The sequence below is a fragment of the Pseudomonas parafulva genome (genome assembly GCF_000800255.1).
In the GTDB taxonomy this organism is placed as follows: domain Bacteria; phylum Pseudomonadota; class Gammaproteobacteria; order Pseudomonadales; family Pseudomonadaceae; genus Aquipseudomonas; species Aquipseudomonas boreofloridensis.
This window is the reverse complement of sequence record NZ_CP009747.1, coordinates 1,513,734-1,531,096: the sequence shown is the minus strand read 5'-3', so window position 1 is coordinate 1,531,096 and position 17,363 is coordinate 1,513,734. Positions and strand designations below refer to the sequence as shown.

General features: G+C 66.6%; 17 protein-coding genes. 13 read left to right on the top strand and 4 right to left on the bottom strand.

Going from position 1 to position 17,363, the window contains the following annotated elements:
* Window positions 1-114: 114 nt before the first annotated feature.
* From ligD to NJ69_RS06720, 5 genes are read left to right on the top strand one after another with little or no spacing between them, the layout of a single operon-like run.
* Window positions 115-2,592 (top strand): DNA ligase D, encoded by a 2,478-nt coding sequence (ligD, locus tag NJ69_RS06740; RefSeq protein WP_039577374.1) that lies wholly within the window; start codon window positions 115-117, stop codon window positions 2,590-2,592.
* Window positions 2,589-3,632, top strand: coding sequence for an acyl-CoA/acyl-ACP dehydrogenase (locus NJ69_RS06735; RefSeq protein WP_039577371.1), 1,044 nt, complete (start codon window positions 2,589-2,591; stop codon window positions 3,630-3,632). The genes ligD and NJ69_RS06735 overlap by 4 nt, the downstream gene beginning before the upstream one ends.
* The gene (locus NJ69_RS06730) at window positions 3,629-4,384 is read left to right on the top strand and encodes a PIG-L deacetylase family protein (protein WP_039577368.1); all 756 of its coding nucleotides are present in this window, start codon (window positions 3,629-3,631) and stop codon (window positions 4,382-4,384) included. The genes NJ69_RS06735 and NJ69_RS06730 overlap by 4 nt, the downstream gene beginning before the upstream one ends.
* A gap of 13 nt (window positions 4,385-4,397) precedes the next feature.
* Window positions 4,398-4,997: a class I SAM-dependent methyltransferase gene (locus NJ69_RS06725; RefSeq protein ID WP_039577365.1), complete on the top strand. Its 600-nt coding sequence runs from the start codon at window positions 4,398-4,400 to the stop codon at window positions 4,995-4,997.
* A complete protein-coding gene (locus tag NJ69_RS06720) occupies window positions 4,994-5,650 on the top strand; it encodes a glycosyltransferase (RefSeq protein ID WP_039577362.1) in 657 nt (218 codons plus the stop codon). Before NJ69_RS06725 ends, NJ69_RS06720 begins: the two co-directional genes overlap by 4 nt.
* A gap of 56 nt (window positions 5,651-5,706) precedes the next feature.
* Here the strand turns inward: NJ69_RS06720 and NJ69_RS06715 are convergent, their stop codons facing one another.
* Window positions 5,707-5,934, bottom strand: a complete 228-nt coding sequence (locus NJ69_RS06715) for a hypothetical protein (protein WP_039577358.1) — start codon at window positions 5,932-5,934, stop codon at window positions 5,707-5,709.
* Complete coding sequence (locus NJ69_RS06710) at window positions 5,931-6,896, bottom strand: polyprenyl synthetase family protein (protein WP_080754725.1); 966 nt, start codon at window positions 6,894-6,896, stop codon at window positions 5,931-5,933. Before NJ69_RS06710 ends, NJ69_RS06715 begins: the two co-directional genes overlap by 4 nt.
* A 177-nt stretch (window positions 6,897-7,073) precedes the next feature.
* Between NJ69_RS06710 and fni the strand changes: the two genes are divergently transcribed.
* Genes fni through NJ69_RS06685 form a run of 5 tightly spaced genes read left to right on the top strand, consistent with a single transcriptional unit; the run spans window position 7,074 to window position 13,024 of the window.
* Window positions 7,074-8,120 carry a type 2 isopentenyl-diphosphate Delta-isomerase gene (gene fni / locus NJ69_RS06705; RefSeq protein ID WP_039577354.1) on the top strand — a complete coding sequence of 349 codons (1,047 nt, stop codon included), beginning with the start codon at window positions 7,074-7,076 and terminating at the stop codon, window positions 8,118-8,120.
* Entirely contained in the window at window positions 8,117-9,403 is a 1,287-nt protein-coding gene (locus tag NJ69_RS06700; RefSeq protein WP_039577350.1) for a glycosyltransferase, read from the top strand. Before fni ends, NJ69_RS06700 begins: the two co-directional genes overlap by 4 nt.
* Window positions 9,388-10,554 carry a lycopene beta-cyclase CrtY gene (gene crtY / locus NJ69_RS06695; protein ID WP_039577347.1) on the top strand — a complete coding sequence of 389 codons (1,167 nt, stop codon included), beginning with the start codon at window positions 9,388-9,390 and terminating at the stop codon, window positions 10,552-10,554. The genes NJ69_RS06700 and crtY overlap by 16 nt, the downstream gene beginning before the upstream one ends.
* A complete protein-coding gene (locus NJ69_RS06690; protein ID WP_039577344.1) occupies window positions 10,551-12,041 on the top strand; it encodes a phytoene desaturase in 1,491 nt (496 codons plus the stop codon). Before crtY ends, NJ69_RS06690 begins: the two co-directional genes overlap by 4 nt.
* Window positions 12,038-13,024, top strand: coding sequence for a phytoene/squalene synthase family protein (locus NJ69_RS06685; protein WP_052192023.1), 987 nt, complete (start codon window positions 12,038-12,040; stop codon window positions 13,022-13,024). The genes NJ69_RS06690 and NJ69_RS06685 overlap by 4 nt, the downstream gene beginning before the upstream one ends.
* Here the strand turns inward: NJ69_RS06685 and NJ69_RS22345 are convergent.
* Window positions 12,906-13,442 (bottom strand): sterol desaturase family protein, encoded by a 537-nt coding sequence (locus NJ69_RS22345; RefSeq protein WP_039577343.1) that lies wholly within the window; start codon window positions 13,440-13,442, stop codon window positions 12,906-12,908. The two genes, NJ69_RS06685 and NJ69_RS22345, sit on opposite strands and share 119 nt — an antisense overlap.
* A 142-nt stretch (window positions 13,443-13,584) precedes the next feature.
* Between NJ69_RS22345 and NJ69_RS22625 the strand changes: the two genes are divergently transcribed.
* A complete protein-coding gene (locus NJ69_RS22625; protein ID WP_155290522.1) occupies window positions 13,585-13,746 on the top strand; it encodes a hypothetical protein in 162 nt (53 codons plus the stop codon).
* Between the two features lie 19 nt (window positions 13,747-13,765).
* On the opposite strand, the gene NJ69_RS06675 is transcribed toward NJ69_RS22625, so the two are convergent.
* Window positions 13,766-14,668: a helix-turn-helix domain-containing protein gene (locus NJ69_RS06675; protein WP_039577341.1), complete on the bottom strand. Its 903-nt coding sequence runs from the start codon at window positions 14,666-14,668 to the stop codon at window positions 13,766-13,768.
* A gap of 185 nt (window positions 14,669-14,853) precedes the next feature.
* On the opposite strand from NJ69_RS06675, the gene NJ69_RS06670 reads away from it, so the two are divergent.
* Both NJ69_RS06670 and NJ69_RS06665 read left to right on the top strand, forming a co-directional pair.
* Complete coding sequence (locus tag NJ69_RS06670; RefSeq protein WP_039577339.1) at window positions 14,854-16,212, top strand: glutamine synthetase family protein; 1,359 nt, start codon at window positions 14,854-14,856, stop codon at window positions 16,210-16,212.
* Between the two features lie 49 nt (window positions 16,213-16,261).
* Window positions 16,262-17,350 carry a polyamine ABC transporter substrate-binding protein gene (locus NJ69_RS06665; RefSeq protein WP_039577337.1) on the top strand — a complete coding sequence of 363 codons (1,089 nt, stop codon included), beginning with the start codon at window positions 16,262-16,264 and terminating at the stop codon, window positions 17,348-17,350.
* The last annotated feature ends 13 nt before the right edge of the window (window positions 17,351-17,363 follow it).

Here is a 17,363-nt window from a genome sequence, read left to right as displayed (position 1 = left end):
ATTCAGATTTTCCTGCGCTGAAGCGAGCGGTCGGGGCGCGGGTCGGTTTTTTGAACTCTGCCGACCTGGCCTGCCTCAACCAGAGACCGATCCGCGAACGTCCCGGAGTGCGTCATGGCCAAGCCGCTGCAGGAATACCAGCGCAAGCGCGATTTCAAGGCCACGCCCGAGCCCTCTGGCAAGGGCCGTCGCCAAGCCGCAGACCATGCGCTGCATTTCTGCATCCAGAAGCACGACGCCAGCCACCTGCATTACGACTTCCGCCTGGAGCTGGACGGTGCACTCAAGAGCTGGGCGGTGCCCAAAGGGCCGTCACTGGACCCCAGCGTGCGTCGCCTGGCCGTACACGTTGAAGATCATCCGCTGGATTACGCCGACTTCGAAGGGCACATTCCCGAGGGTCATTACGGCGCCGGCGATGTGATCGTTTGGGATCGGGGCGTGTGGCAGCCTGAAGGTGATCCGCAGGCGGCCTATGCCAAGGGCAAGCTGCGCTTTCGCCTGCAAGGGGAGAAGCTCGGTGGAACGTGGAATCTTTTTCGCACGCGCCTGGAAGGCAAGAAAGAACAGTGGATGCTGGTCAAGTCCGAGGACGATCACGCCCGTAGCGAGGACGACTACAGCATCGTCGAGGACCAACCCGACAGCGTCGTCAGCGATCGCACCCTGGCGCCGCGCACGCGCAATACCGCAAAGTCCACACCCGCCCGGGCGAAAAAAGCCAGCCTGCCCCGGATACTGCAACCACAACTGGCCACGCTGGTGGACGCCCCGCCTGCGGGCGACTGGCGCTATGAAGTGAAATTCGACGGCTACCGCATTCTGGCGCGAATCGACGGCCAGGATGTGCGCCTGTTCACCCGCAACGGCCATGACTGGAGCGCGCGCATGCCGCGGCTGGTGGACGCCCTGCGTGCGCTGTCCGTGGACAGCGCCTGGCTCGACGGTGAGGTGGTGGTCAACGGCGATGACGACGTCGCGGATTTCCAGGCGCTGCAAAACGCCTTCGACCGCGATGACGACCACGCCATTCGTTATTACCTGTTCGACCTGCCCTTCCTGGGCGGCAAGGACTTGCGCCCGGTGCCGCTGTCGCAGCGCCGAGACGCGCTGCAACAGCTCCTGGCGAACGATGCATCCGATGTGCTGCATTACTCCGGCGACTTCGATCAACCGCTCGACTCGCTGCTCGACAGCGCCTGTCGTCTGGGGCTCGAAGGCCTGATCGGCAAACGTGCCGACAGCCCCTACAGCGGCCAGCGCAGCCGCGACTGGATCAAGCTCAAATGCACGCGGCGCCAGGAGTTCGTCATCGTCGGCTACACCGACCCCAAGGGCAGTCGCACGGCCTTCGGTGCCCTGCTGCTGGCCCTGCACGACGCCGACAGCGGCGAGTTGCGCTACGCCGGTCGAGTGGGCACCGGGTTCAGCGCCGCCACCCTGAAAACCATCCATGCCCAGCTCAAGCCCTTGCACAGCGCCAAGCCTGCACTGGCGAAGCCGCCCAGCGGTGCCCAGGCCCACGGCGTGCACTGGCTCAAGCCACGGTTGCTGGCCGAGGTCGCCTACGCCCAGATGACTCGCGACGGTATCGTGCGCCACGCGGTGTTCCACGGGCTGCGCGACGACAAGCCAGCCACTGCCATCGACCTGGAACAACCCATGCCCAAGCCCGCTGCAAAGCGCCGCAAGGCCGAGCCCGAAGCCCTCGGCGATCTGCACCTGACTCACCCGGACCGCGTCATCGATGCAACCACCGGCGTGACCAAGCGTCAGGTTCTGGAGTACTACGCCCAGGTGTCCGAATGGCTGCTGCCACAACTCAAGGATCGCCCCGTAGCCTTGGTGCGCGCACCTGAAGGGCTGAGCGGGGAGCTGTTCTTCCAGAAACATGCCGGGCAACTGCACCTGCCTCACGTGCGCACGTTCGACAAAGCCCAGGCTGGTCAGGCTGCCATGGTGCTGAACCGGGTCGACAGCGTGCTGGGCGCCGTGCAGATGAACACCTTGGAATTTCATACCTGGAACGCCACGACCCGGGACTTCGACAAGCCCGACCGCCTGGTGCTCGACCTGGACCCGGATCCGGCGTTGCCCTGGAAAGCGATGGTCGAAGCCACCCAACTGACCCTCACCTTGCTCGAGGAACTGGGCCTGAAGGTGTTCCTCAAGACCAGCGGTGGCAAAGGCATGCACCTGGTGGTGCCGCTCACCCGACGCGCATCCTGGGAGCAGGTAAAGGCGTTCAGTCATGCCCTGGTGCAACACATGGCGGACCTGTTCCCCGAGCGCTTTTCGGCCGTGTCCGGCCCGAAGAATCGGGTGGGTCGGATCTTCATCGACTACCTGCGCAATGCCCAGGGCGCGACCACCGTCAGCGCCTATTCCTTGCGCGCGCGCGATGGACTGGCGGTGTCGGTGCCGATCTGGCCCGAGGAACTGGCGCAGCTCAAAGGCGCTGACCAGTGGACCCTCGTCAACCTGCACGAACGCCTGGCCGACCTCGACGACCCTTGGGCGCAGATGAGCATGACCCGCCAATCGATCACCGCGCGCATGCGCAAGCAACTGGGAATGGACGCCACCGCATGAACAATGATCCAACCATCGACTCAACACGCCTGGCGTCTCTGCTGCGCGCCTTCGGTGAGCGCAGCCAGGCCCTGCATCTGGACCCTGAATTGCCCAATCTGATGCAGGCATTGCAGGCCGAGGCACTCGATGAGCTGCCCCTGCCCGGCAAAGGCCAGACCTTGCAACGCTGGCAAGTGCTGGCACGCATCGGCGGTTGTGACCTGGCGCTGGCCAAGCTGTACGAGGGCCATACCGATGCCTTGGCGATTCTGGCCGAGTGCGGTGTCGCCCACTTGGCCGGCGATGGCCTCTGGGGCGTGTGGGCAGCGGAGCCGCCCGACGCACGGGCCCGAATCGTCGCCCGGGACGGCGAGCAGGTGCGACTGCAAGGCGCCAAGGCCTGGTGTTCCGGGGCCTTGCAGATCGACCGGGGGCTGATCACCGCCTGGACTGCAGACGAGAAGCCGCAACTGGTGGCCATCGACGTGTCGCATCCCAGCCAGCGCGTGATTACCGGCTCTTGGCAGGCCCAAGGCATGGCAGCCACCGCCAGCGTGACCCTGGCCTTCGACGACTCCCCTGGCATTGCCGTCGGCGAGCCGGGACAGTACCTGTCGCGCCCCGGCTTCTGGCAAGGCGGTGCGGGCATCGCCGCCTGCTGGTACGGCGCCGCCGCAGCGATCGCCGATTACCTGCGCGAACATTGCCGCACGCCCCGTGCCGATGCCCATGCCCACGCGCATCTGGGCGCGGTGGACAGCGCCTTGCTCGGGGCACGTACCGCGCTGCGCGAGTGCGCGACGTGGATCGATGCCCACCCTGTGGCCGATGCAAGTTATCAGGTGCGTCGCACGCGGGCCCAGGTCGAGCAGGCGGCCGAGCAGGTTCTGCACCATGTCGGGCGCGCACTGGGCGCCACGCCCTTCTGCCGCGACAGTCACTTCGCCCGGCTCAACGCCGATTTACCCGTGTACCTGCGCCAGAGCCACGCCGAGCGCGACCTGGCAGCCCTTGGACAACAGCGGGCGCAGCGCCCAGCAGGAGACTGGCAGCTATGAGCGAGAACCTTATCCAGGCCAGCGCTGGCACGCCTTGGAGCGAATGGCAGAAGTCCGCCCACCTGGCCCGCGCCGCGTGGATCACCCCCGAACAGCTGTGTCCGCCTGGGCGTCGCCTGGTCCTGGTGGCGCCGCATCCGGACGATGAGATCCTCATGGCGGGCGGTCTGCTCAGCTATTTCCAGGGGCGTGAGCCGGACCTGATCCTGATCTCCGCCACCGATGGCGAGGGCAGCCATCCGGGCTCCGAGCACTGGAGCGAGCGACGCCTGCGCCACCAGCGTCCGCTGGAAAGTCAGCATGCCCTGCAGCAGCTCGATCTGCAGTTGCGCGAGCTGGACTGGCGGCGCCTGAACCTCAAGGACGGCGCCCTGCCCCGCGACGAGCCGTTCCTGGTCAATCACCTGAGCCAAGTGCTGCAGCCGGGCGACCTGCTGATGTGTCCTTGGCGCCTGGACGGCCACTGCGACCATGACGCCGTGGGCCGCGCCTGCGCCCAGGCGGCCCAGGCGCGCGGTGCGGAGCTGGCCGAGGTGCCGGTCTGGGCCTGGCACTGGGCGCAGGCCGATGACCCGCGCCTGCCGTGGCAACGCGCACGGCGGATCCAGTTGAGCGACGCCAGCCTGGCGCGCAAGCGTCAAGCCATCGCTGCCCACGTCAGCCAGTTGCAGGCCGATGACGACCGTCCGCCGGTGCTGTCCGCCAAGCTGCTGGAATGCCTGCTGCAACCCTTTGAACTGGTGTTTCTCTGAAGAAGGATCTGCCATGAGCCTCGATGCCGAGTATTTCGCCGACCTGTACGCCCGCAACGAAGACCCGTGGGCCTTTCGCACCCGCTGGTACGAGAAGCGCAAGCGCGACCTGGTGATGGCCAGCCTGCCGCGCCAGTGCTACGAACGGATCTTCGAACCGGCTTGCGCCAACGGTGAACTCAGCGCGCTGCTGGCCGAGCGCTGCGCCGGGCTGCTGTGCCAGGACCTCGATCAAACGGCGGTCGAGCTGACCCGCGCGCGCCTGGCCGATGCGCCCCATGCCAGCGCTGAACAGGCGCGCCTGCCGGGAGACTGGCCGGGCGGCAGCTTCGACCTCATCGTGCTCAGCGAAGTGGGCTACTACCTCGATGCGCGCGCCTGGCGGCAGGTCATCGAGCAGTCGGTGGCCAGCCTGAGCTATGACGGCGGGCTGCTTGCCTGCCACTGGCTTCACCCCATCGCCGGCTGCCCGCAGGATGGCCGCGAAGTGCACGCGCGGCTGGCCGAGTACCTGCCGCTGTACCGCGTGTTCCGCCACGAGGAAGCGGACTTCCTGCTCGAGTACTGGTCGTGCCAACCCAGCGTGGTCGACCTGGACGAGACCTGCCTATGATCGCCGTCATCATTCCCGCGCATAATGAGGCCCGACGCCTGGGTCGCTGTCTGAAAGCGGTGAAGGCCGCCGCACTCGCGGCGCAGACGGCGGGTCACGAGGTGCAGATCCTGGTGGTGCTGGATCGCTGCAGCGACACCAGCGGGCGCATCGCCGAGCGCCATGGCGTCGACACCTTGAGCCTGGACGCGGGCAACGTGGGCTGCGCCCGGCGTGCCGGCGCCGAGGCCATGCTCGAGCGCGGCGCCCACTGGCTGGCCTGCACCGATGCCGACAGCCGCGTGCCCGCGCATTGGCTGATGTGGCAACTGCAATGCGAGGCCGAGGCCGTCTGCGGCACGGTGCACGTGGACCGCTGGGAGCCTTGGCAGGACGCCGCGCTGCGCCGCCTGTACCGCAGCCGCTACGAAGCTCGCGAAGGTCACCGACACATTCATGGGGCCAATCTCGGCATCTGTGCCCAGGCCTATCGGCGGGCGGGCGGTTTCCAGCCGTTGTCGGCCCATGAGGACGTGCAGTTGGTGCGCGCGCTGGAAGCCAATGGTGCGCAGATCGCCTGGACTGCGCGCAACAGCGTGGCCACCAGCAGTCGTCGGGACAGCCGGGCACGGGAGGGATTTGGGGATTATCTGGCGCAGTTGGCGGGGTCGTGAGTCGATACCGCCAGAAAGACAGGCTGGGGCCTGGCGATCAGGCCCGCAAGGTGGGCTCAGGGACGCAGCTTCGGCTCCACGTCGCGCAAACGTTCATTGATCTCGCGCGTGTCGTTTTCCAGTTCCTTGACCTCAGTCGGCGTGATCACCTTGTCCACGGTTTCGGTGGCAGGGTTGGGACGCTCCAAGGCAGGCCCCTCGTTGCGCTCGCCCTTCTGCAGGCGATCCGAAGACACGGCATCGGGCACTTTATCCTGCGACTGTTGGGGATCATGGGATTTCATTGCATACCTCCGCGATTCACTGACTGATGTTCAGCAGAACCCGCTGCGCTTGGAAGGTTCGATCGGGTATCGCTGAACGACGCCTGCAACAGCGAGGCGATACGCCCGCCGCCCAGACCGGCCTGGACCAGGCACTGGTTGGCCGCGGCCAGGTGCGCATCGAGGCGCTGGCGGGTGCCCTTTTCGCCGCACAGGGCAAAGAGCGTCGACTTGCCTTGATCCTTCAGGCAGTCCTTGCCGGTGTCGCTGTCGCCATCCTTCAGGTCGTCCAGCAACTGGAACGCCTGCCCGAGTTCCTCGGCGAAGGCATGCAGCGCGCGGCTGACGTCAAGCGAGGCATTGGCCATGCGGCAGGCCATCTCGACGATGGCACCGAACAGCACGCCGGTCTTGAGCTGGTTGGTCTCGGCGATCTGCTCGGCGGTGCGCGGCGTCGCGCCATCGCGCAGGTCCTGCAACTGACCTTTGACCAGGCCCTGCACGCCGATGGTTTCCGAGAGCGTCGCCACCAGGGCGTTGCGCACGCGTGGACTGAGGGTTTCCAGCGCCGACAGCAGGCCGAAGGCGCGCGACAGCAAGGCAATCGCCGCAAGGATCGCCACGTCTTCGCCAAAAGCCCGATGCAGGGTCGGCCGTCCGCGACGCAACGCGGCGTCGTCCATGCACGGCAGGTCGTCCAGCACCAACGAGGCCGCATGCACCATCTCGATGGCGCACCCGGCCTGCAAGGCGGCCTGCGGACAAGCGCCGAGGTCTTCGACCAGCAGCGCCAGCAGCAGCGGACGCAGACGCTTGCCCGGCGCCAGCGTGCAGTGGCGCATGCCTTCGGCCAACAGGTCGCGCTCGTGGCCGACCGCAGGCAACAGTTGCTCAAGGCGCGTTTCGAGGGCCCCACGCAAGTGGGCGAGGTGCTCGGCAAAATCGGTGTCGGTCAGCGCCGCCGCGCAGGTGATGGTCGTCATTCCGGCCTCTGGATGCAGGCGGCACGCAGGCCGCGGTGAAAAGGAACGACTGGCAGGTGCCGTTGCCTGATGCTGTGCAGTTTTTTCAGCTTAGCTATACACAGCCCTCTATGTTGTATAGCTCGCTTCAGCACAGACCTCACCTGTGCGCAGATGATTCCATGCTAGGGAGCCGGCATGAACGAAAACATGCTCAGTCAACGCAAGAACGATCACTTGGACATCGTCCTGGCCTCTGCTGCCGGCACCGTGGGCGATGGCGCCGGCTGGTCGGCGCTGCGCTTCGAACATTGTGCCCTGCCGGAACTGGACCTGGACGCCATCGACCTGAGTACCCACCTGTTGGGCAAGGCGTTGCGCGCCCCGCTGCTGATCAGTTCCATGACCGGCGGCGCCGACCGCGCCGAGGCCATCAACCGGCACCTGGCCGAAGCCGCCCAGGCGCTGGGCATCGCCATGGGCGTCGGCTCCCAGCGCGTGGGCCTGCGCAGCGGCAATGACCAGGGCCTGACGGCTGAATTGCGGCGCCTGGCGCCGGACATCCTGCTGCTGGCCAACCTTGGTGCGGCGCAATTGCGCGAAGTCGATGGCCTGGAACTGGCGCAGCGGGCGGTGGATAGCGTGCAGGCCGACGCCCTGATCGTGCACCTGAACCCCCTGCAGGAAGCGGTGCAGGCCGAAGGCGACCGCGACTGGCGTGGCGTGCTGGGGCGCATCGAAGCGCTGGCCAAGGCGCTGCCGGTGCCGCTGATCGCCAAGGAAGTGGGCAGCGGCATCTCGCCGACGGTGGCGCGCCAACTGGTCGAAGCGGGCGTCAGTGTCATCGACGTGGCGGGTGTCGGCGGCACCCGTTGGGCCGCAGTGGAGGCTGCGCGTGCCGCCAGCCCGGCCGACCGCGCCGTCGCACTGGCCTTCGCCGACTGGGGTATACCCACCGCCCAGGCGGTGCTGAGCGTGCGCCGGGCGTTGCCCGGCGTGGGACTGATCGCCTCCGGAGGTGTTCGCGACGGCATCGATGCGGCCAAGGCCATTCGTCTCGGCGCCGACCTGGTCGGCCAGGCCGCAGGGGTGCTGGAGGCGGCCACCCGCTCCAGTGAAGCGGTAGTCGAGCACTTCCACGTGCTGATCCGCCAGTTGCGCATCGCCTGCTTCTGCACCGGCTCAGCCGACCTGGCGCAGTTGCGCCGAGCACGGCTGCTGACTCAGGCGCCGCTGCCGATATGAGCCACTTCGCCGTCGTTGCGCCGACCTACCCCAGCCACTTCAGCGCCTTGCAGGCACTGGGGCTGGCGTTGGTCGAACGCGGCCATCAGGTCACCTTCATGCAGCAGCACGGCGTCGCCGGTTGGCTCGATGACCCACGCATCGGCTTCGTCGGCTTAGGCCCGCAGGCGCGGGGCGAGGCGGATGTCGCCCAGGCTCTGCGCCTGGCCGGACGCACAGGCAATCCCTGGCACCTGTACCGGCTGATTCGGCAGATGGCCGGCAACAGCGCGTTGCTGTGCGAGCACCTGCCGGACGCCTTGCGCAAGCATCAGGTCGACGCGTTGATCTGCGACCAGATGGCCCCTGCGGGTGCACTGATCGCCGAGGCGCTGCACCTGCCGAGCGTGTCGGTGGCCTGCGCGTTGCCGGTGAATCGCGAAGCGGGAATACCCTTGCCGGTCGTCCCCTTCGCAGCGGGTACGGATGCCCGCGCGCTGCGCCTGCAAGCCGGCAGCGAGCGCGTGCATGACGGGCTGATGACACCGCTGTCGAAGGTATTGATGCGCGCTTGCCGGCACCATGGGCTGGCGCCCAGAGGCCAATTGCATGCCTTTCTCTCGCCATTGCTGCAACTGAGTCAAATGCCCGTTGGCTTGGACTTCCCACGCCAGCACTGGCCCGCCCATGCACATGCCCTCGGACCGCTGCGCCGCACCACGCGCGAGGCACCCGGCACCTGGCCGATCAGCGCCGAACGGCCGCTGGTGTTCGCCAGCCTCGGCACCCTGCAAGGGCATCGCTTCGACCTGTTCGAGCGCATCGCCAGCGCCTGTCAGCACCTCGAGGTCCAACTGCTGCTCGCCCATTGCGGCGGACTCGATGCCCAGCAGCAGGCTCGTTTGCAGGCCCGCGGCGCCACCTTCGTCACCGATTTCGCCCCTCAGCAGTGGGCGGTGCGGCGCGCCGATGTGGTGATCAGCCACGGCGGCCTGAACACTGTGCTCGACGCTGCCGTGGCCGGCACCCCGCAACTGGTGCTGCCGATCGCCTTCGATCAACCGGGCGTGGCCGCCCGGGTCGAGCATCATCGTTTCGGCCTGCGTCTGCCGCACCGGGCTAGCCGTGCGCGGATCGCCCAAGCCTTGAATGAACTGCTAAAGGCTCCAGCGGGCCGCTTCAGGTCGCTGGCCGAGGACTCAGCAGCCTTGGACGGCGCACAACGCGGGGCACAGTTGATCGAACAGGCGCTGGCCAGCGGCCGCGCGGTCCTGAACGAGGAGGCAACGTGCGCTTCGATCTGATTCTCGCCGGCGGCGGCCTGGCCAACGGCTTGATCGCCTGGCGCCTGCGCACGCTGCGCCCGGAACTGAACATCCTGTGCCTGGAACAGGCCCAACGCCTGGGCGGCAATCACACTTGGTCATTCCATGACGCCGACCTCAGCGCCGCGCAGCAACGCTGGATCGAGCCGCTGGTGGTCAAGCGCTGGCCGGCCTACCAAGTGCACTTCCCGGCCTTCTCGCGCAGCTTGCCCTGTGGCTACGCCAGCCTCGACAGCGAGCGCTTCGCCGAGGTGCTGACCCCAGCGCTGGGCCTGAGCCTGCGCACCGGCTGTGCGGTGGCCAGCGTGGCCGCCGATCACGTGCTGCTGGACGATGGCAGGCGACTGGAGGCGCGCGTGGTGATCGATGGCCGTGGCGCCCGACCCAGTGCGCACCGGGTGCTCGGGTATCAGGCTTTCGTAGGTCAACTGCTGCGCCTGGACCGCCGGCACGGCCTGCAGATCCCCGTGTTGATGGACGCACGAGTCACCCAGGGTCAGGGCTACCGGTTCGTCTACCTGCTGCCGTTCAGCGACGACACCGTGCTGGTGGAGGACACCCACTACGTCGATGACGCCGCGCCGTCCGCCGACACCCTGCGCCAGCACATCGCCGAGTACGTGCACCAGCAAGGCTGGTCGGTGGCGGCCTGCCTGCGCGAGGAACAGGGCGTGCTGCCGATCACCCTCGCCGAGGACCTGCCTGGCGCCTGGCGCGAGGCCGGTGGCCTGCCCTGCTCCGGCCTGCGCGCCGGGCTGTTCCACAGCACCACCGGCTACTCGCTGCCGGACGCCGTGCGCCTGGCCGACTGGCTGGCGACCCAACCGCTGGATGACAGCGCCCAACTGGCGACGGCGCTGGGTCAGTACGTGCACCGTCACGGCCAGCGCCAGGGCTTCTACCGACTGCTCAACCGCATGCTGTTTCTCGCCGGCCGCCCGCAGGATCGCTGGGGCGTGCTGCAGCGTTTCCATCGCCTCCCGGCACCGTTGATCGCACGTTTCTACGCCGGTCACAGCACCTGGCGCGATCAACTGCGTATCCTCACCGGCAAGCCACCCGTTCCCGTCGCCGCGGCTATCAAGGCGGCGCTTCGCTCTTCACCCAGGCATTTCAAGGACAATCGATGACCCCAGGCAAATCGGCAGTGGTAATTGGCGCAGGCATCGGCGGGCTGGCCCTGGCGATTCGCCTGCAAAGCGCCGGCGTGCGCACCACGCTGCTGGAGCGACGCGACAAGCCAGGTGGACGGGCTTACGTCTACCACGACCAAGGGTTCACCTTCGACGCCGGGCCCACCGTGATCACCGATCCGGGCGCCCTGGAAGCGCTGTTCACCGGCGCCGGACGGCAGATGGCCGACTACGTCGACATGCTGCCGGTCAGCCCGTTCTACCGATTGTGCTGGGAAGACGGCACCTCTTTGGATTATGGCAACGACCAGGACGACCTGGAGCGGCGTATCCATGCCCTGGAGCCGGCCGACGTGGACGGCTATCGACGCTTTCTCGCCTATTCCCGGCAGGTGCTCGACGCGGGCTACATCAAGCTTGGCGCGGTGCCGTTCCTGTCGTTTCGCGACATGCTCCAGGCCGGTCCGCAGTTGGCCCGCCTGCAGGCGTGGCGCAGCGTCTACAGCAAGGTGGCGCAGTACATTCGCCACCCCAAGCTGCGCCAGGCGTTTTCCTTCCACGCGCTGCTGGTGGGTGGCAACCCGTTCGCGACCTCGTCGATCTACAGCCTGATCCACGCCTTGGAACGTGAATGGGGCGTGTGGTTTCCCCGCGGCGGCACGGGCGCGCTGGTGCAAGGCATGGCGCGGCTGTTCGAGGACCTGGGCGGCACCCTGGCCCTCAATGCCGAGGTCGCGACCTTGCAGACCCAGGGCGACCGCCTCACCGGCGTTACCACCCGCGACGGCCGCCAGTTCCAGGCCGACTGCGTGGCCTCCAATGCCGACGTGGTGCACACCTACAAGGATCTGCTGGCCGGTCACCCTCGTGGCCAACAGCATGGCCGCCAATTGGCTGGCAAGCGCTTCAGCAATTCGCTGTTCGTCATCCACTTCGGCCTCAAGCGCGCGCAACCTCAGTTGCGTCACCACACCGTGTGCTTCGGTCCGCGCTACCGCGAGCTGATCCAGGAAATCTTCAACGGCGACACCTTGGCCGACGACTTCTCGTTGTACCTGCACGCGCCCTGCGCCACCGACCCAAGCCTGGCGCCGCCCGGCTGCTCGGCGCACTACGTGCTGGCGCCGGTGCCGCATCTGGGCAATGCCGACATCGATTGGCAGGTGCAAGGCCCGCGCTACCGCGATCGCATTCTCGACTATCTCGAACGTCACTACATCCCCGGCCTGCGCGAGGATTTGGTGACCTGTCGCATCTTCACCCCCGAAGACTTCCGCGACACCTTGGGCGCTCACCTGGGTTCGGCCTTCTCGCTGGAGCCGGTGCTCACCCAAAGCGCGTGGTTCCGTCCGCACAACCGCGATGCGCAGTTGAGCAACCTGTACCTGGTGGGCGCCGGCACGCACCCCGGTGCGGGCGTGCCCGGTGTGGTGGCGTCGGCCAAGGCGACGGCGCAGTTGATGCTCGAGGACCTGCAGCGATGAATCATGACGAGCTGCTAGGCCACGCCGAGCGCAGCATCGCCGTCGGTTCGAAGAGCTTCGCCACGGCCTCGCGCCTGTTCGACCCGCACACCCGGCGCAGTGCCGTGCTGCTGTATGCCTGGTGTCGGCATTGCGACGACGTCATCGACGGCCAGGAAGCCGGCCATGGCGCGGTGGTGATCGCGGTCGAGGAAGCCCAGCGGCGCCTGGCAGAGCTGCGCCACCAGACTGATGTCGCCTTGTCGGCCGGTGAATTGCACGACCCAGCCTTCGCCGCCTTGCGGGACGTGGCGCGGCGCCATGGCTTCGACCCGCACGAGCCCTTCGACCTGCTCGAAGGTTTCGATCAGGACGTGCGCGGCCAGCGCTACCGCAGCCTCGACGACCTGCTCGGCTACTGCTATCACGTGGCCGGGGTGGTGGGCCTGATGATGGCCCGGGTGATGGGCGTGCGCGAGGCTGCCGTGCTCGATCGCGCCTGCGACCTGGGCCTGGCCATGCAACTGACCAACATCGCCCGCGATATCGTCGAGGACGCCGGGGTGCAGCGCTGTTACCTGCCCGAAGAGTGGTTGCAGGCCCGGGGCATCGCCCCAGGTCAGGTCGCCGCGCCCGAGCAGCGCGAGGCGTTGGCGCGTATCGCCGGTGACTTGATCGCGGCAGCCGAACCTTACTACGCCAGCGCCGAAGCCGGGCTCGCCGCCCTGCCCTGGCGTTCGGCCTGGGCCGTGGCCACGGCGGCGCGGGTCTACCGCGGCATCGGCTTGAAGGTACGCGCCCGTGGCCGCCACGCCTGGGACGTGCGCTGCTCGACCGGCAAGGCGGAGAAACTGCTGGCGGTGGCCTCGGGCCTGTGGCTGGCGCTCAGCGCTCGCTGGCGGCGCGATCGACCACGCGATCCGGGGCTGTGGCAGCGTCCGCGGCGGGACGCTTCAACGGCCCGCCCTGACGCGCCCGCAATTGCTCGCGCAGTCGCGCGATAGGCGGGGCATAGAGAAAGCCGAACGACACGCAGCCCTCGCGGCCTTTGACGGCGTGATGCATCAAGTGAGCCTGATACAGGCGCTTGGCGTAGCCACGCCGCGGGACGATACGCAGCGGCCAGCGGTGGTGCACCAGGCCGTCATGGGCGACGAAGTACAGCACGCCATAGGCGGTCATGCCGGCGCCGATCCACTGCAACGGATACCACCCGCCTGTGCCCAGGGCGATCAGCACGATGGCCAGCACGGCGAACACGACCGCGTACAGGTCGTTCTTCTCGAACCAGCCAGTGCGCGGCTCGTGGTGCGAGCGGTGCCAGCCCCAGCCGAAGCCATGCATCACATGCTTGTGCGCGAAGTACGCCACGCCTTCCATGGCGGCCAGAGTGACCAGGAAGGTCAGCAGGCTGGTGAACATCGTCGGGCTCTCCGGGTGGGTGATGGACGCAGCTTGGAGTATGGACCGGCGCGAGGCGTTCCGTGCGCACCTGGGTCAATTGGAATGAACGTCGCGCCGCGAGCATGGCCCTAACCGATGACACCCACCCAGGAGGTGCACCATGGCAACGCTCCATCAACCGACCCCCGAGCACCCGCTCGACCCTTACGTCGATCCGATTCCGCACAATCCCGGAGATGATGTACCCGTGCCGGAGACCGAGCCGCAGGCGCCAGAATGGCCGGACGGCCAGGTGCCGCCTGAAGAGCAATCGGACGGTTGATCCGGACGCTGTGGCGGGCTCAGCGCCGCCGCCGTAGCGTCTGGCTCGGCAGTTCCTTGAACAACTGGCGATAACTTTCGGAAAACCGCCCCAGGTGCCAGAAGGACCAGCGCATCGCCACCTCTGCTACCGTCACGTCTCCCGCGTCCGGTCGCAGCAGGTCTCGGCGCGCGCCGTTGAGACGGCGCAAGCGCAGCCACTGCGCCGGCGGCATGCCCGTGAAGGCTTTGAAAGCCTGCTGCAACTGACGCAGCGACACCCCCGCCACCTGCGCCAACCCCAGTAAATTGAGGGTTTCTTCAGGGCAGTCGGCCGCCCAGTCACCGACTCGCTGCATGATCGCCCGCGCCTGCTCGCGTTGATCCTGCGCCGGGCCCTGCAGCCGTTGGCAGGCGCTGTCGAGGATGAACAGGCAGTCTTCGAGCAGTTGCTCGGCCAGCGCCTGCCCTTGCACGGGACAGCCGGCCTGGGTGAGGCGGGTCAGCGTGGTGCTGAGCCAGCGGCCGAACAGGGCGTTCTGTCCACTGCCCAGCGGCACCATGAACAAGCCCTGCAGATGCTCGAGGTCCAGACCATGCCGTTGCAGGAAGGCCTGGTCGAACACCACGGCGACCTCGCGGTAGTTCTCCGGCGTGATCCACAGGTTGCGGCTGTGTTCGTTGAGCAGGTAGAGGCTGTGCTCGACCTGGTCGAAACAGAAGGTCAGCGAGCCGGGCGGCGCGCGAAAGAACTGCTCGACGCGGGTGTTGAGCGATTCTTCGTAGACCTCCACGCCCTCGAGCGCCAGGCAGCGCAACTGGCCGCTGAAATGCCCGGGCGACATCTGCCGATAGTGCTGCTGCCATCCAGGAGTGGCGCGCACTTGCTCACCGACATCGGAGGTGCTGTAAGCCTGGACCTGCAAGGCGGGTTGCCTGTTCACGCGGCGTCCTTCTTGCACTCTTATGGTGCATTTTCTGACGAACAAAACGGATAGATCGCCCTGACGGGCTGCGCCCAAGATAGTCCCCAGCGTGCCCCGTGGGAAGGGGCTTGGCGATGGACGTTCGGCGTTCCACTGCACAGGCAAGTCCGCACCCACCACCAAAACCCAACCAAGAGGTCTGTATGAACGCCCCTTTCGATCAGCTGTCCGCCTGGCTGAAAGAACACCGCATCACCGAAGTGGAATGTGTGGTCAGCGACCTGACCGGCATCGCCCGTGGCAAGATTGCGCCGACCAACAAGTTCCTCAACGAACGCGGCATGCGCCTGCCTGAAAGTGTGCTGTTGCAGACGGTCACCGGCGACTTCGTCGACGACGACCTCTACTACGCCCTGCTCGACCCGGCCGACATCGACATGATCTGTCGCCCGGACCCTACGGCGGTGTATCAGATTCCCTGGGCGATCGAGCCGACCGCCATCGTCATTCATGACACCTTCGACAAGCACGGCAACCCCATCGAGCTGTCGCCGCGCAACGTCTTGAAGAAGGTGCTCAAACTGTACGCCGACAAGGGCTGGCAGCCGATCGTGGCGCCGGAAATGGAGTTCTACCTGACCCAGCGCTGCGAAGACCCGGACTTGCCCTTGCAGGTGCCCGTGGGACGCTCAGGCCGCGCCGAGAGCGGTCGGCAGTCGTTCTCCATCGATGCCGCCAACGAATTCGACCCGCTGTTCGAGGATGTCTACGACTGGTGCGAAATCCAGTGCCTGGACCTGGACACGCTGATCCACGAGGACGGCCCGGCGCAGATGGAAATCAACTTCCGTCACGGCGATGCGCTGGACCTGGCCGACCAGATCACCGTGTTCAAACGCACCATGCGCGAGGCTGCCCTCAAGCACAACGTCACCGCCACCTTCATGGCCAAGCCGATCACCGACGAGCCGGGCAGTGCCATGCACCTGCACCAGAGCGTGGTCGACATCGCCACCGGCAAACCGGTGTTCGCCAACGAAGATGGCAGCATGAGCGAGCTGTTCCTGCACCACATCGGCGGGCTGCAGAAGTACATCCCCCAGGTGTTGCCGATGTTCGCGCCCAACGTCAATTCGTTCCGCCGCTTCCTGCCGGACACCTCGGCCCCGGTGAACGTCGAGTGGGGCGAGGAAAACCGCACCGCCGGCCTGCGCGTACCCACCTCCAGTCCCGAGGCGATGCGGGTGGAGAACCGCCTGCCAGGCGCTGACGCCAACCCCTACCTGGCCATCGCCGCCAGCTTGCTGTGCGGCTACCTGGGCATGGTCGAACGCATCGCTCCGAGCGCGCCGGTGCAGGGTCGCGCCTACGAGCGGCGCAACCTGCGCCTGCCGATCACCATCGAGGATGCGTTGCAGCACATGGAGGACTGCCAGGTGCTGGAACAGTACCTGGGTCGCCAGTTCGTGCAGGGCTACGTGGCGGTCAAGCGCGCCGAGCACGAAAACTTCAAGCGGGTGATCAGTTCCTGGGAGCGGGAGTTCCTGCTGCTGAGCGTTTGAGCCGGCAGATCCCGCACTCTCCTCCATTCGAATAACAAGAGGTGTCGACATGCGTCATCTGCAAACCTTGATTCCTACCGCCTTCGCCTTGCTGTTCGGTGCGGCGGCCCAGGCCGAGCCGACGGTCAGCGTCTACAACTGGACCGACTATATCGGTGACACCACCCTGGCCGACTTCCAAGCCAGCACCGGCATCAAGGTGGTCTATGACGTGTTCGACTCCAACGAGACCCTCGAAGGCAAACTGCTGGCCGGACGCACCGGGTACGACGTGGTGGTGCCGTCGAACCACTTCCTCGCCCGCCAAGCCCAGGCCGGGGCCTTCCTGCCGCTGGACCGCAGCAAGCTGCCGAACTGGAAGCACCTGGACCCGAAGCTGCTCAAGCAACTGGAGCAGAACGATCCGGGCAACCGCTATGCGGTGCCTTACCTGTGGGGCACCAATGGCATCGGCTACAACGTGGACAAGGTCAAGGCCGTGCTGGGCATCGACAAGATCGATTCCTGGGCGGTGCTCTTCGAGCCCGAGAACCTGAAGAAGCTCAAGCAGTGCGGCGTGGCGTTCATGGACTCGCCCGACGAACTCTTCCCAGCGGTCCTCAACTACCTGGGCATGAACCCGCGTAGCGAAAACCCCAAGGACTTCGCCAAGGCCGAGGCGCGCTTGCTGCAGTTGCGGCCCTACATCACCTACTTCCATTCCTCCAAGTACGTTTCGGACCTGGCCAATGGCGATGTCTGCGTGGCCTTCGGCTACTCCGGCGACGTGTTCCAGGCTGCCCACCGTGCCGAGGAAGCCCATAACGGGGTGAAGATCGCCTACAGCATTCCCAAGGAAGGCAGCAACCTGTGGTTCGACCTGCTGGCCATTCCCAAGGACGCCAGCAACCCGGAGCAGGCCCTGGCCTTCATCAACTACCTGCTCGACCCGCAGGTGATCGCCAAGGTGAGCACCACCGTCGGCTATGCCAACGCCAATCCGCAGGCCAAGGCGTTCATGGACAAGTCGCTGGTCGACAACCCCGAGATCTACCCGCCCCAGGAGGTGCTGGATCGTTTGTACGTGTCCAGCATGCAGAGTCCGCCGATCATGCGGCTCATGACCCGTTCCTGGAGCAAGATCAAGTCCAACCGCTGATTTCGAGTGTCGC

Bases quoted from the DNA above. Each gene is read 5' to 3' on its own strand.
- ligD (WP_039577374.1), top strand. From the start codon at position 115: ATGGCCAAGCCGCTGCAGGAATACCAGCGCAAGCGCGATTTCAAGGCC.
- NJ69_RS06735 (WP_039577371.1), top strand. From the start codon at position 2,589: ATGAACAATGATCCAACCATCGACTCAACACGCCTGGCGTCTCTGCTG.
- NJ69_RS06730 (WP_039577368.1), top strand. From the start codon at position 3,629: ATGAGCGAGAACCTTATCCAGGCCAGCGCTGGCACGCCTTGGAGCGAA.
- NJ69_RS06725 (WP_039577365.1), top strand. From the start codon at position 4,398: ATGAGCCTCGATGCCGAGTATTTCGCCGACCTGTACGCCCGCAACGAA.
- NJ69_RS06720 (WP_039577362.1), top strand. From the start codon at position 4,994: ATGATCGCCGTCATCATTCCCGCGCATAATGAGGCCCGACGCCTGGGT.
- NJ69_RS06715 (WP_039577358.1), bottom strand. From the start codon at position 5,934: ATGAAATCCCATGATCCCCAACAGTCGCAGGATAAAGTGCCCGATGCC.
- NJ69_RS06710 (WP_080754725.1), bottom strand. From the start codon at position 6,896: ATGACGACCATCACCTGCGCGGCGGCGCTGACCGACACCGATTTTGCC.
- fni (WP_039577354.1), top strand. From the start codon at position 7,074: ATGAACGAAAACATGCTCAGTCAACGCAAGAACGATCACTTGGACATC.
- NJ69_RS06700 (WP_039577350.1), top strand. From the start codon at position 8,117: ATGAGCCACTTCGCCGTCGTTGCGCCGACCTACCCCAGCCACTTCAGC.
- NJ69_RS06690 (WP_039577344.1), top strand. From the start codon at position 10,551: ATGACCCCAGGCAAATCGGCAGTGGTAATTGGCGCAGGCATCGGCGGG.
- NJ69_RS06685 (WP_052192023.1), top strand. From the start codon at position 12,038: ATGAATCATGACGAGCTGCTAGGCCACGCCGAGCGCAGCATCGCCGTC.
- NJ69_RS22345 (WP_039577343.1), bottom strand. From the start codon at position 13,442: ATGTTCACCAGCCTGCTGACCTTCCTGGTCACTCTGGCCGCCATGGAA.
- NJ69_RS22625 (WP_155290522.1), top strand. From the start codon at position 13,585: ATGGCAACGCTCCATCAACCGACCCCCGAGCACCCGCTCGACCCTTAC.
- NJ69_RS06670 (WP_039577339.1), top strand. From the start codon at position 14,854: ATGAACGCCCCTTTCGATCAGCTGTCCGCCTGGCTGAAAGAACACCGC.
- NJ69_RS06665 (WP_039577337.1), top strand. From the start codon at position 16,262: ATGCGTCATCTGCAAACCTTGATTCCTACCGCCTTCGCCTTGCTGTTC.